The sequence below is a fragment of the Pseudomonas sp. GM55 genome (assembly GCF_000282395.1).
GTDB lineage: Bacteria > Pseudomonadota > Gammaproteobacteria > Pseudomonadales > Pseudomonadaceae > Aquipseudomonas > Aquipseudomonas fluorescens_CC.
Genome location: NZ_AKJJ01000041.1, coordinates 65,964 through 78,004 on the forward strand (window position 1 = coordinate 65,964; position 12,041 = coordinate 78,004).

General features: G+C 49.8%; 13 protein-coding genes. All 13 read left to right on the plus strand.

Annotated elements, in window-relative coordinates; all coding sequences use genetic code 11:
* Positions 1-33 precede the first annotated feature (33 nt).
* The 13 genes from PMI31_RS09745 (at position 34) to PMI31_RS09805 (ending at position 12,024) form a co-directional block, all read left to right on the plus strand.
* Positions 34-315, plus strand: coding sequence for a hypothetical protein (locus tag PMI31_RS09745; protein WP_008017796.1), 282 nt, complete (start codon positions 34-36; stop codon positions 313-315).
* Between the two features lie 151 nt (positions 316-466).
* Positions 467-760: an integration host factor subunit beta gene (gene ihfB, locus PMI31_RS09750; protein WP_008017798.1), complete on the plus strand. Its 294-nt coding sequence runs from the start codon at positions 467-469 to the stop codon at positions 758-760.
* Between the two features lie 27 nt (positions 761-787).
* On the plus strand, positions 788-1,027 hold the full coding sequence (locus tag PMI31_RS09755) for a lipopolysaccharide assembly protein LapA domain-containing protein (RefSeq protein ID WP_008017800.1): 240 nt from the start codon (positions 788-790) through the stop codon (positions 1,025-1,027).
* Positions 1,028-1,256: 229 nt separating this feature from the next.
* The gene (gene rfbB / locus PMI31_RS09760) at positions 1,257-2,333 is read left to right on the plus strand and encodes a dTDP-glucose 4,6-dehydratase (protein WP_008017801.1); all 1,077 of its coding nucleotides are present in this window, start codon (positions 1,257-1,259) and stop codon (positions 2,331-2,333) included.
* Entirely contained in the window at positions 2,330-3,223 is an 894-nt protein-coding gene (gene rfbD, locus PMI31_RS09765) for a dTDP-4-dehydrorhamnose reductase (protein ID WP_008017803.1), read from the plus strand. The genes rfbB and rfbD overlap by 4 nt, the downstream gene beginning before the upstream one ends.
* Positions 3,220-4,110, plus strand: coding sequence for a glucose-1-phosphate thymidylyltransferase RfbA (rfbA, locus tag PMI31_RS09770; RefSeq protein ID WP_008017804.1), 891 nt, complete (start codon positions 3,220-3,222; stop codon positions 4,108-4,110). The genes rfbD and rfbA overlap by 4 nt, the downstream gene beginning before the upstream one ends.
* Before the next feature lie 174 nt (positions 4,111-4,284).
* Positions 4,285-5,343: an LPS O-antigen chain length determinant protein WzzB gene (locus PMI31_RS09775; protein ID WP_008017805.1), complete on the plus strand. Its 1,059-nt coding sequence runs from the start codon at positions 4,285-4,287 to the stop codon at positions 5,341-5,343.
* Positions 5,344-5,446: 103 nt separating this feature from the next.
* On the plus strand, positions 5,447-6,481 hold the full coding sequence (locus PMI31_RS09780) for a polysaccharide biosynthesis protein (RefSeq protein ID WP_008017806.1): 1,035 nt from the start codon (positions 5,447-5,449) through the stop codon (positions 6,479-6,481).
* A gap of 3 nt (positions 6,482-6,484) precedes the next feature.
* Entirely contained in the window at positions 6,485-7,603 is a 1,119-nt protein-coding gene (gene wbjC, locus PMI31_RS09785; RefSeq protein WP_008017807.1) for a UDP-2-acetamido-2,6-beta-L-arabino-hexul-4-ose reductase, read from the plus strand.
* 23 nt (positions 7,604-7,626) lie between these two features.
* Positions 7,627-8,757 carry a non-hydrolyzing UDP-N-acetylglucosamine 2-epimerase gene (gene wecB / locus PMI31_RS09790; protein WP_008017808.1) on the plus strand — a complete coding sequence of 377 codons (1,131 nt, stop codon included), beginning with the start codon at positions 7,627-7,629 and terminating at the stop codon, positions 8,755-8,757.
* 14 nt (positions 8,758-8,771) lie between these two features.
* Entirely contained in the window at positions 8,772-10,025 is a 1,254-nt protein-coding gene (locus PMI31_RS09795) for a glycosyltransferase family 4 protein (protein WP_008017809.1), read from the plus strand.
* Complete coding sequence (locus tag PMI31_RS09800; RefSeq protein ID WP_008017811.1) at positions 10,025-10,987, plus strand: UDP-glucose 4-epimerase family protein; 963 nt, start codon at positions 10,025-10,027, stop codon at positions 10,985-10,987. Before PMI31_RS09795 ends, PMI31_RS09800 begins: the two co-directional genes overlap by 1 nt.
* A 2-nt stretch (positions 10,988-10,989) precedes the next feature.
* Positions 10,990-12,024: an MraY family glycosyltransferase gene (locus PMI31_RS09805; RefSeq protein ID WP_043302314.1), complete on the plus strand. Its 1,035-nt coding sequence runs from the start codon at positions 10,990-10,992 to the stop codon at positions 12,022-12,024.
* The last annotated feature ends 17 nt before the right edge of the window (positions 12,025-12,041 follow it).

Sequence of the window (12,041 nt, forward strand, 5' to 3'; positions counted from 1 at the left end):
TCGCCCGTTGGGCTTTCTGGCAAAAGGACGTGAATGAACAAGCTCATTATTGCAGTAGCAGTGCTGGTGCTAGCGGGTTGTACCACCAATGCCAAAACTCATGCGGTACGCGGGGTAAGTGGCATTGAGGTGGATTGTTCGGGGCTCGGTTCGAAATGGGGTAGGTGTTACAAGCGTGCGGCCAAGGAGTGCAAGGGGGCGGGCTACAAGGTTGTGGCGAGGTCTGATGATCTCAAGGAAGAGGAGGAGGTTTTCCCCTTCGGATTCAATCCCGCGGGTTTCCTGACGCGCACTATGTTGGTGATTTGCCGATGAGATGGCGATGGCCCAAATGTCTTCCCTCTTCCTGGGGGCAAGCATTTTGGGGCAGGGGAATAGATGGCAAAACTCGGGCTGTTCAAAATCATGCGGCCGTGCTACAACCTTTGAAGCGCTGATCTAGCTGCTTGAAAAAGAAGGGAAAAATATGACGAAGTCGGAGTTGATCGAACGAATTGTCACCCATCAAGGGCTGCTCTCATCCAAGGATGTTGAGCTGGCCATCAAGACCATGCTTGAGCAAATGTCCCAATGTCTGGCTACTGGAGATCGTATCGAGATCCGGGGGTTTGGCAGCTTTTCTTTGCACTACAGAGCGCCGAGGGTTGGGCGTAATCCGAAGACTGGGCAGTCGGTTAGCCTGGATGGAAAGTTTGTTCCGCATTTCAAGCCGGGGAAGGAGCTTAGGGATCGGGTGAATGAGGATGAGGAGGAGGTGTGATTTCTGTAGTGCTTCAAGGAGCCGTTCATGCGTAACGTCAAGCGCGTACTGCTTGCTGTATTCGTTCTATTGCTTGTTCTTGTGGTCCTTGCATTTATCCTCGAAAATCAGCAATCAATTTCCCTGCTGTTCTTTGGATTGGTCGGACCACAGCTACCAGTTTCGTTGCTCATGGTCCTGACGCTATTGGTCGGCATGGCAATCGGGCCGATTCTGAGTTGGGTTTTGGGGCGTGCGTCCAGATCTCCGCGCAAGCGCGTTGTCTGACTGGAATAGGCCCATGATGCAAGACGAGTTTTACCGCAGCTTGTCTCTATCCAATAGTAAAACCTTCATTAAGCTGTAAAATGCTGCGCATGTCCGATAGTGGCATATGCCCCCCATCGGTTCAGGCTGACTCTGTCAGAAGCCTCAGCAAGCTTGATGGCTTTTGCGTTCATGGATTAGACAGCGCTCGGTTGGCGGCCCTGTCAGTTACTCAAGGGTATGGTTTCGCGTGAAAATTCTAGTAACCGGCGGCGCCGGATTTATTGGCTCGGCAGTCATCCGTCACATCATCTCCAACACTACCGACTCGGTCATTAACGTCGATAAACTTACTTACGCGGGTAATCTTGAGTCGTTGGCCGAAGTTAGCCAGAACTCGCGTTACGTGTTCGAGCGCGTCGACATTTGTGATCGTGAACAGATCGACCGCGTCATGCGTGATCACCAGCCAGATGCCATCATGCACCTGGCGGCAGAGTCTCACGTCGATCGTTCGATCTCCGGCCCGTCTGAATTTATTCAGACTAACATCATCGGTACTTACACGTTGCTGGAAGCTGCGCGCCACTATTGGGCGGCACTGGATGATGCGCGTAAAGCTAACTTCCGTTTTCACCACATTTCGACTGACGAAGTTTACGGAGACCTCGAAGGTCCGGAAGACCTCTTCACCGAAACCACGCCTTATCAGCCAAGCTCGCCTTACTCCGCCAGTAAGGCTAGTTCCGATCACCTGGTTCGCGCATGGAGCCGTACCTACGGCCTGCCAACTTTGGTGACCAACTGTTCAAACAACTATGGTCCCTGTCATTTCCCTGAGAAGCTGATCCCGCTGATCATCCTCAATGCTCTGGAAGGCAAGCCGCTTCCTGTCTACGGTCAAGGTAACCAGGTTCGTGACTGGCTTTACGTCGAGGATCACGCCCGGGCACTCTACAAAGTTGTCACCGAAGGCGTGATTGGTGAGACGTACAACATCGGCGGCCACAACGAAAAGCAAAACATCGAAGTGGTTCACACCCTGTGCACATTGCTTGATGAACTGCGTCCAGATTCCGCACACCGTCCGCACGCCAGCCTGATCACCTACGTACAAGATCGACCTGGCCATGATCAGCGCTACGCGATCGATGCCAGAAAAATCCAGCGCGAGCTAGGCTGGACTCCGGAAGAAACCTTCGAAACCGGCATCCGCAAGACGGTTGAATGGTATCTGGACAATACCGAGTGGGTAGAGCACGTCAAGAGCGGCACCTATCAGCAGTGGATCGACCAGAATTACGCGGATCGCTCGAGCAAAGCATGAAAATCCTTCTGTTGGGAAAAAATGGTCAAGTGGGCTGGGAGCTGCAACGCTCCCTTACGCCTTTGGGTGAGCTGATCGCATTGGACCGTCGTGCGAATGATGGTTTGACGGGAGATATTTCCGATCTCGATGCCTTGCGCGCCACAATTCGCAAGGTCAAACCTGATGTCATCGTCAATGCGGCGGCCTACACTGCCGTGGACAAGGCCGAGTCCGAAACCGAATTGGCAGACAGAGTGAACAGTCTGGCAACCCAAGTCATGGCTGAAGAGGCTGCATCCTCGGGTGCATGGCTGATTCACTATTCTACCGATTATGTTTTCAACGGGCAGGGCTCCACCCCTTGGCAGGAGACAGATGCTGTCGCCCCCGTGAATCATTACGGTGCCACCAAGCTGGCGGGTGAGCAGGCAATAACTGCATCTGGATGTAAGCACCTGATTTTCCGTACCAGCTGGGTCTACGGAGCTCGCGGTAACAACTTCGCCAAGACCATGCTGCGTCTGGCCAAGGATCGAGAAACACTGAACGTCATTGCAGACCAGATCGGAGCACCCACTGGTGCCGACCTGATTGCAGATGTGACGGCGTTGGCCATCCAGCAAGCCGTCCAGCGTCCGGAGCTGTCAGGTCTATATCACTTGGCAGCAAGCGGTGAGGTTTCCTGGCACGGTTATGCCCGCTATGTGATCGAATTTGCCAAGGCCAATGCCGAGCAACTTGCCGTCACAGCTGTAGATCCCATAGAAACCACCGCGTATCCAACGCCTGCACGCCGTCCTTTGAATTCCAGGCTGAATACCCGGAAACTGCGTGATAATTTTTCTCTGCACTTACCGGATTGGCAAAGTGGTGTAACCCGAATGCTTATGGAAGTTCTGAACAAATGACAACGACAAATCGTAAAGGCATCATTCTGGCCGGTGGTTCGGGAACTCGGTTGCATCCGTTGACGCTCGGTGTTTCCAAGCAAATGCTGCCGATATACGACAAGCCAATGATTTTTTATCCGCTGTCGGTGCTCATGCTTGCCGGGATGCGTGAAATTCTGATCATTTCCACCCCGGAAGACTTACCGTGCTTCCGCAAGCTGCTGGGTGATGGCAGCCTTTATGGCATCAAGCTTACTTACGCGGAACAGCCAAGCCCGGATGGTCTTGCGCAAGCATTCATCATAGGTGAAGAGTTCATCGGCAAAGATCCATGCTGCCTCATCTTGGGTGATAACATTTTTTACGGTCAGCACTTTTCGGACAAACTCCGTTCCGCCAGTGCTCAAACTCATGGTGCGACAGTTTTCGGGTATCACGTTTCCGATCCCGAGCGATTCGGCGTGGTGGAGTTTGATTCCTCAGGCCGTGCCTTGAGTATTGAAGAAAAACCGCTCAGGCCTAAATCCAGCTACGCGGTGACTGGTTTGTATTTCTTCGACAATCAGGTTGTCGAGATAGCAAAAAATATCAAGCCGTCCGAACGTGGCGAATTGGAGATTACCGATGTCAATCGTGTCTATCTCGAAAAAAAGACTCTCAACGTTGAAATGCTCGGGCGCGGGTTTGCATGGTTGGATACCGGTACTCATGATTCGCTGCTTGAAGCCAGCCATTTTGTGCATACCATCGAGCAGCGTCAGGGGTTGAAGGTGGCTTGTCTGGAAGAAATTGCTTACAACAGTGGCTGGATTACTGCTGAGCAGTTGGGATCTCAAGCTGATGCACTGAAGAAGACTGGCTATGGTCAGTACCTGCAAAGGTTGTTGGTCTTACCTTCCCTGTGAGACGGTCGCGAATTGTTCGCTCCAGAGCCCGCGCTCGTCAGAGAGTTTCAGTCGCTACTAATAGCTGGTAGCTCTGCGGATCGCCTGGTTATTGTGAAGATTCGTGTCGATAGGATGCGAAAGAAATAAAGCTCGCATCCTATCTACAATTAAAATGAATAGGCGAAATTTTATATGGCGAACACCCCGGCATCCACGCCGCGCACCGATGAGACTGACCTGTTTGAACTGGTTGCGGCGTTATGGACTCAGAAGCTTTTGATATTCAGCGTCGCTTTAGTCGGAGTATTGGCAGCAGCGACTTATGCATTTTTGAGTAAACCGGTGTATGAGGCGCGTGTTTACCTGCAGCCACCTACCATGAACGATATCGCCGATTTCAACTATGGCCGAACTTTCGGTGCGGAACTGGCACCATTTACGATCAAAGATGTATACGACGTATTCACCCGTAATTTGCAGAGTGAATCATTACGACGTGCTTTCTTCAATCAAGTATATCTACCTTCACTGTCGCCGTCCGAGCGCAGTGGATCGCAAGATCTGCTGTACTCTAATTTTTTAAAATTATTGACTATAGGCCTACCAACCAAGGAACAGCCAGATCGTTATTCCGTTGTAGCTAAAGGTGAGGATCCTGCACGTGCCGTCGTGTGGGTCAAGGATTTTGCAGCGCGGGCGGGTGCCGCAGCGGAAGAAGAAATGATCAGTAATATCACCCGTGAAGCTGAAGTGCGGGCACGCAATCTTGGCCAGCAGATCACTACGCTGCAAGAAGCTCAAAACCAGATTCGCCAGGATTCCATCACACGCTTGCGCGAGGCGCTAGCGGTTGCCGAGGCCATTGGCCTAGAGAATCCACCTATCATCTCGGGCAATCTTTCCGCTGAGGTCTCCGCAGATATGGATGGACAGCTGACATATATGCGCGGTAGTAAAGCCCTAAAGGCGGAAATTCATAACCTTGAAACGCGAAAATCTAATGATCCTTTCATAGGGCAACTAAGAGAGCTTCAAAACAAGCAAAGCTTTTACAAGGATCTGCAGGTTAACCCGGACACTGTCTCTGTCTATCGTCAGGATGGTCCAATCGAGCAGCCCGACCGCCCTATCAAACCCAAAAAGGATCTCATCATGTTGCTGGGGTTATTCCTGGGCTGTGTACTTGGTTTCATGATCGCGCTGGTCCGCCGTTCATTTGAACGACGCGGTTATATTAAGGCGTATTCATAGTAGTAATCTGACCAATAATAACCGTAGATTTTTCGATAACATAAAAACTCGGTTTGTCTGGTCGTTGGCTATTTTTCATATTATTTAACAAAGAGGGTAGGCCGTGTTTGATAAAAAAACTCTACTGATAACGGGGGGGACAGGTTCTTTTGGTAACGCTGTGCTCAAGCGATTTCTAGATACTGACATAACTGAAATTCGCATTTTCAGCCGCGACGAGAAAAAGCAGGATGACATGCGCAAGCGCTATGCCAGTCCGAAGCTGAAATTTTACATTGGGGATGTGCGGGATTATCAAAGCATATTGAATGCTAGTCGTGGTGTGGATTTCATTTTTCATGCCGCAGCGCTCAAGCAAGTCCCATCTTGCGAGTTTCACCCGATGGAGGCTGTCAAAACGAATGTTCTTGGTACCGAGAATGTTCTTGAGGCGGCGATACAGAATGAAGTCAAACGGGTGGTTTGTCTAAGTACCGACAAGGCTGTGTATCCGATCAATGCCATGGGTATTTCCAAAGCCATGATGGAAAAGGTCATGGTTGCCAAATCCCGCAATGTGGATGAAACCAAGACGGTGATTTGTGGTACGCGCTACGGGAATGTCATGGCTTCGCGTGGGTCCGTAATTCCTTTGTTCATTGGTCAGATTCGAGCTGGCCAACCGTTATCGATTACAGATCCAAACATGACACGTTTCATGATGACTCTCGCGGATGCTGTTGATCTGGTTTTGTATGCTTTTGAGCATGGCAACAACGGTGATCTATTCGTCCAGAAGGCCCCTGCTGCGACTGTGGAGACTCTTGCTCTTGCCCTGACATCGATGCTAGGGCAGCCTGAGCATCCTATTCAGATTATCGGCACACGCCACGGCGAGAAACTCTACGAGGCTCTTTTGAGCCGAGAAGAAATGGCCTGCGCAGAGGACATGGGCGATTATTTCCGAGTGCCGCCGGATCTTCGAGATTTGAATTACAGTAAATTTGTCGAGCAAGGCGAAGAAAAAATTTCCACCATGGAGGACTACAACTCGCACAACACCGAGCGCCTGGATGTTCAGGGGATGCAGAGTTTGCTACTGAAACTTGACTTTATGCGTGCCATTCAGCGCGGCGAATATGCGACACCCGAGGAATAAAGCATGAAAGTATTGATCACCGGTGCTAACGGATTCGTTGGTAAAAACCTTATAGCTCATCTGCATGAGCGAAAAGACGTCGAGGTGCTGCGATTCTGTCGCGAAGATAATATCGCCAGTCTGCATTCGCTCGTATCTGAGGTGGATTTCGTTTTCCACTTGGCCGGTGTCAATCGTCCTCAGAATGTCGAAGAGTTTAAGGTTGGTAACGCCGATTTGACTCAAGCGTTATGCGCAGCGGTCGCGGTGAGTGGACGTAAAATTCCAATACTTTATACCTCTTCAATTCAAGCTGAGTTGGCTAATGCTTACGGCGAAAGTAAGCGCGAAGCTGAAGATGCTCTGCTGAACCTTTCTACGACATGTGGCAATAGTGTGCATTTGTTCAGGCTGCCAAACGTATTTGGGAAGTGGGCTCGACCTAACTACAATTCGGCTGTAGCGACTTTCTGTCATAATATAGCAAATAATTTGCCTGTCAGCATAAATGACGCCAACGCTAAAATTTCACTTGTTTACATCGACGACGTCATAAGCAGTTTTATTTCTGTAATGGACGGTAAGCAGGCAGGTAATCCGTTTGTAAAAATAGAACAAAATTACTCGATAACTGTAGGTGATCTATCGGCACAACTGTATGCCTTTAAAGAGAGTCGGCAGTCTATGATTGCTGAGCGGGTCGGCACTGGCCTCGTGCGAGCTTTGTATTCGACCTATCTCAGCTATTTGCCACCCGAAGAGTTCACTTACGAAGTTCCTAAGTACGGAGATGCTCGCGGCGTTTTCGTGGAGATGCTCAAAACCAAGGATTCAGGTCAGTTTTCATACTTTACTGCACACCCAGGCATTACTCGTGGCGGTCATTATCATCATACGAAAACAGAAAAATTTCTGGTTATTTCCGGCAGGGCATGCTTCCGATTTCGCCATATAACATCGGGTGAGTTCTATGAGTTATTCACAGATGGAGAAACCCCGAAAATTGTAGAGACCGTGCCCGGTTGGAGTCATGACATTACCAACGTTGGTGAAAGTGAAATGATCGTCATGCTGTGGGCGAACGAGATTTTTGATCGTGAGCTTCCGGACACCTACACTATGCCAGTGGGCTCCGAAGCCTGATCGTATTAGGAATGAGAATTACAATGAAAAAGTTGAAAATCGTCACTGTAGTAGGCACCCGTCCTGAAATCATTCGCTTGTCGCGTGTCATCACTGCGCTGGATAAGTATTGCGATCACGTACTGGTCCACACAGGGCAAAATTACGATTACGAGTTGAATGAAATATTTTTCCAGGATCTCGGGATCCGCAAACCGGATCATTTTCTCAACGCCGCGGGCAGCAGTGGTGCTGAGACCATAGGGAATGTGATCATTTCTGTGGACCGAGTACTCGCGTCTGTTCAACCAGAGGCTTTGCTTGTCTTGGGTGATACCAATAGTTGCATGGCTGTTATTCCTGCCAAACGTCGCAAGATTCCAACTTTCCACATGGAAGCTGGTAATCGTTGTTTTGATATGCGAGTGCCTGAGGAAATCAATCGGCGGATTGTCGATCATACTGCTGACATTAATCTTACTTACAGCACAATTGCGCGCGATTACTTGCTCAAGGAAGGTCTGTCACCTGATATGGTGATCAAGACGGGTAGTCCGATGTTCGAAGTCCTGAATTATTATCGCCAGGGGATCGAATCTTCGGACGTGTTGGTACGTTTGGGACTTGAGGCTGGTAAATTTTTTGTAGTAAGCGCACACCGTGAAGAGAATATCGATTCTGACAAAAATCTCTTGAAGTTGGTTGATGTCCTCAATACCGTCGCGGCAACCTTCGGTTATCCGGTGATAGTTTCCACTCATCCGCGCACTCAAAAGCGTGTAGATGCGATGGGGATTGTATTTCACGAAAACGTGAAACTTCTGAAACCTTTGGGTTTTAAAGATTACAACAAGCTGCAGTTGGAATCCAAAGCGGTGCTTTCTGACAGCGGTACCATCAGCGAAGAGTCTTCGATACTCAATTTTCCTGCATTGAATATCCGTGAGGCTCACGAGCGTCCAGAGGGAATGGAGGAGGCTGCGGTGATGATGGTGGGGCTCGAGGTCGAGCGAGTACTGCAGGGACTGATGGTTCTGGATACGCAAGCTTCCGGTACGGAGCGTACCCTGCGCCTGGTCGAAGATTACAGCATGCCCAATGTGTCAGAAAAAGTAGCCCGGATTGTTCACAGTTATACCGATTATGTAAATCGAATCGTCTGGAAACGCTACTAATTCGAGTTGTTATCATGCCTGAGAAGAAACTGAGAATCCTGCTGGTTACGCAATATTTTTGGCCAGAAAATATGCGCATAAACGATTTGGTTCGTGATTTTACCGAGAAGGGACATTCGGTCACTGTACTGACGGGTCTTCCAAATTATCCGGAAGGCAGAGTATTCGATGAATTCCAGGCGATGCCTGAGCGTTTCAATGAATACTTTGATGCCAGAATTGTCCGGGTGCCGATGCTTCCGCGAGGTAAGCGTAGCATTCAATTGGCATTGAATTATCTCAGTTTCTTTACTAGTGCCTCAGTTTTTGGCGCCTACAAACTGCGTGGTGAGCAGTTCGACGCAATCTTCGTATATGCCGTATCACCGATCATGGCCGCTATTCCGGCATTGGTGATTGGTCGATTGAAAAAAGCACCCGTTTTTGTGTGGGTTCTTGATCTCTGGCCTGAAACGCTCAGAGCTGTCGGCGTTTTGAAGAAGCCTGTGCTGCTGTCGATGGTCGGCAAGATGGTTTCATGGATTTATAATCGTACTGACTATTTGCTTTTGCAATCGCATGGTTTTTTTGACAACGTTCAAAAGTATTGCACGAAAGACATATCTCCCCAACGACTGGTTTATTTTCCAAGTTGGGCTGAAGATGATTTTTCTACAGACGAAAATCGAGTCTCAACGTTGTTGGCACGTGACGATACTGTCTTTACTGTATTGTTCGCAGGCAATCTCGGAGAAGCTCAAGATCTTCCCGCTGTGTTAGATGCGGCCGAAGCATTGGTTGGCAAGGTATCTGTGCGCTGGGTGATTGTTGGTGACGGGCGTATGAGCGATTGGTTAAGTCAACAAGTCCAGTCCAGAGGACTTGATAACGTGCTGCTACTAGGTCGACATCCTTTGGATGAGATGCCAGCCCTGTTCGCTTGTGCAGACGCTTTGCTTGTGTCACTGAAGACCAACGACGTTTTTGAGAAGACAATACCTGGAAAAGTACAGGCTTATCTTGCCTCTGGCAGGCCGCTGTTAGGGATGATCAACGGAGAGGCAGCAAGAGTGATCAGAGACTCGGGGGCCGGTCTCACATGCTCTTCTGGTGATTCGAAAGGTTTGGCAGAGATCACGTTGGCGCTGGCGCAATCTGACGCAAGTCAATTGAGGGCGATGGGTGAATTCGGTCGGCAGTATTACTTGAATAATTATTCAAAATCTCGCCTTCTATCCCTACTGGAAGATCTTTTCAGAAACGCCACTTTAAGAAAGGCCAGCTATTGATGCAGAATTCTATTTTATTGACTGGGGCGACGGGCTTCGTCGGTGGCGCTATTCTCAAGCGTTTATACACCGAAAAAAAATATACTGTTGTTGCTGTTGTCCGAGGCGAATCCCAACTTGAGGTTCAGGACGTTCGCACGGTACGCATCGGCAGCTTTGATGGCGAAACCCAGTGGAAAGAAAGTCTCAGTAACTTTGATGTGATTATTCACTCTGCGGCACGAGTTCATGTCATGAATGATGCCGAGTCCGATCCGTTGGCAGCGTTTCGCAAAGTGAATGTTGAAGGTACTTTGAACCTGGCTCGTCAGGCGGCCGCCTCTGGTGTGCGAAGATTCGTTTTCATAAGTTCGATCAAGGTCAACGGAGAGGGGACGGCCGCAGGTATTCCCTATACAAGCGATGATATTCCCGCTCCGGTAGATCCCTACGGTATTTCGAAAATGGAGGCTGAGCAGGGACTTCGCCAGCTTTCGGCGGAAACCGCGATGGAGGTGGTTATTATCCGCCCGGTCCTGGTGTATGGACCGGGAGTCAAGGCGAACTTTCTGAATATGATGCGCTGGTTGGACAAGGGCGTTCCGTTGCCTTTCGGCGCGATTTATAATAATCGGAGTCTCGTTGCGCTGGATAACCTGGTAGATCTGATAGTGACCTGTATAGATCACCCGGCAGCCGGCAATCAAACCTTTCTCGTGAGCGATGGCGAGGATTTATCCACTACCGCACTGCTAAACAAGATGGCGAAAGCGCTTCACAAGCCGGCTCGACTCATTCCTGTACCCAGTTGGGTGCTCCAGGGAGGTGCTGCTTTATTGGGTAAAAAAGCACTCTCCCAGCGTCTATGTGGATCGCTGCAAGTCGATATTACCAAGACTCGCACTCTTTTATGCTGGACGCCGCCAGTCAGTACTGATGATGCTTTGGCAGCAACTGCATTACATTTTCGGGAACATCAATAACAATGATTTACTTGTGGCTCATACCAGCTGTTGCCGTTCTTTCCTTGGGGCTGACTGCGGCGTTACGTCGTTATGCTCTGAGTCGAAACATTATCGATATCCCCAATGCGCGAAGCTCTCACTCCATCCCAACCCCACGCGGTGGTGGAGTGGCCATCGTAATCGCTTTTCTCGTATCGCTGCCTGTTCTTGGTTATGCGGGGTTGGTTACGTGGTCGCAGCTCATTGCTGTAGGCGGAGCGGGGATGTTGGTCGCCCTGATTGGCTTTATGGATGACCATGGCCATATAGCAGCGCGTTGGCGATTGCTCGGTCATTTCGGTGCGGGTATATGGGCACTGTTATGGACTGGAGGCTTTCCTCCTATAGTCGTTTTTGGAATGAGCATGGACCTTCACTGGTTTGGCTATATTCTGGCGGCAATTTATCTGGTCTGGGTCCTCAATCTTTATAATTTCATGGACGGGATTGACGGAATTGCCAGCATAGAATCTTTGTGTGTGTGTCTTGGCGCGTGTTTCCTCTACTGGATCAATGGGACTCCAGCGCTGATATGGGGACCGATGGTCTTGGCTATGGCGGTCCTCGGTTTCCTATATTGGAACTTTCCCCCGGCACGCATTTTCATGGGGGATGCGGGCAGTGGGTTCCTGGGCATTGCCCTGGGAGTGCTGTCACTCCAGGCAGCATGGACGTCTTCAGAGCTATTCTGGGCATGGTTGATTCTATTAGGGGTCTTCATCGTCGATGCAACGTTCACTCTATTACGTCGCATGGCCCGAGGCGACAAGGTTTATGAAGCCCATCGCAGTCACGCTTACCAGTTCGCTTCACGGCAATTCGGCAAGCATCTACCGGTAACGCTGGCAGTAGGCGCAATCAATATGTTCTGGTTGTTCCCCATTGCTTTCTGCGTGGTTTACTGGAAACTCGATGGTGCACTTGGCCTAGCAATGGCGTACATCCCACTGATCATTCTCGCTGTGAAATTCCATGCAGGAGAACTCGAAAGCTCAGTCTCCACATCATCCGGTTGAGCTTTGGATACTGATTT

What these genes read in the sequence shown, in the direction of transcription:
- PMI31_RS09775 (WP_008017805.1), top strand. Translation starts at nt 4,285, where the DNA reads ATGGCGAACACCCCGGCATCCACGCCGCGCACCGATGAGACTGACCTG.
- PMI31_RS09795 (WP_008017809.1), top strand. Translation starts at nt 8,772, where the DNA reads ATGCCTGAGAAGAAACTGAGAATCCTGCTGGTTACGCAATATTTTTGG.
- wbjC (WP_008017807.1), top strand. Translation starts at nt 6,485, where the DNA reads ATGAAAGTATTGATCACCGGTGCTAACGGATTCGTTGGTAAAAACCTT.
- PMI31_RS09755 (WP_008017800.1), top strand. Translation starts at nt 788, where the DNA reads ATGCGTAACGTCAAGCGCGTACTGCTTGCTGTATTCGTTCTATTGCTT.
- ihfB (WP_008017798.1), top strand. Translation starts at nt 467, where the DNA reads ATGACGAAGTCGGAGTTGATCGAACGAATTGTCACCCATCAAGGGCTG.
- rfbA (WP_008017804.1), top strand. Translation starts at nt 3,220, where the DNA reads ATGACAACGACAAATCGTAAAGGCATCATTCTGGCCGGTGGTTCGGGA.
- rfbD (WP_008017803.1), top strand. Translation starts at nt 2,330, where the DNA reads ATGAAAATCCTTCTGTTGGGAAAAAATGGTCAAGTGGGCTGGGAGCTG.
- PMI31_RS09805 (WP_043302314.1), top strand. Translation starts at nt 10,990, where the DNA reads ATGATTTACTTGTGGCTCATACCAGCTGTTGCCGTTCTTTCCTTGGGG.
- PMI31_RS09745 (WP_008017796.1), top strand. Translation starts at nt 34, where the DNA reads ATGAACAAGCTCATTATTGCAGTAGCAGTGCTGGTGCTAGCGGGTTGT.
- wecB (WP_008017808.1), top strand. Translation starts at nt 7,627, where the DNA reads ATGAAAAAGTTGAAAATCGTCACTGTAGTAGGCACCCGTCCTGAAATC.
- PMI31_RS09800 (WP_008017811.1), top strand. Translation starts at nt 10,025, where the DNA reads ATGCAGAATTCTATTTTATTGACTGGGGCGACGGGCTTCGTCGGTGGC.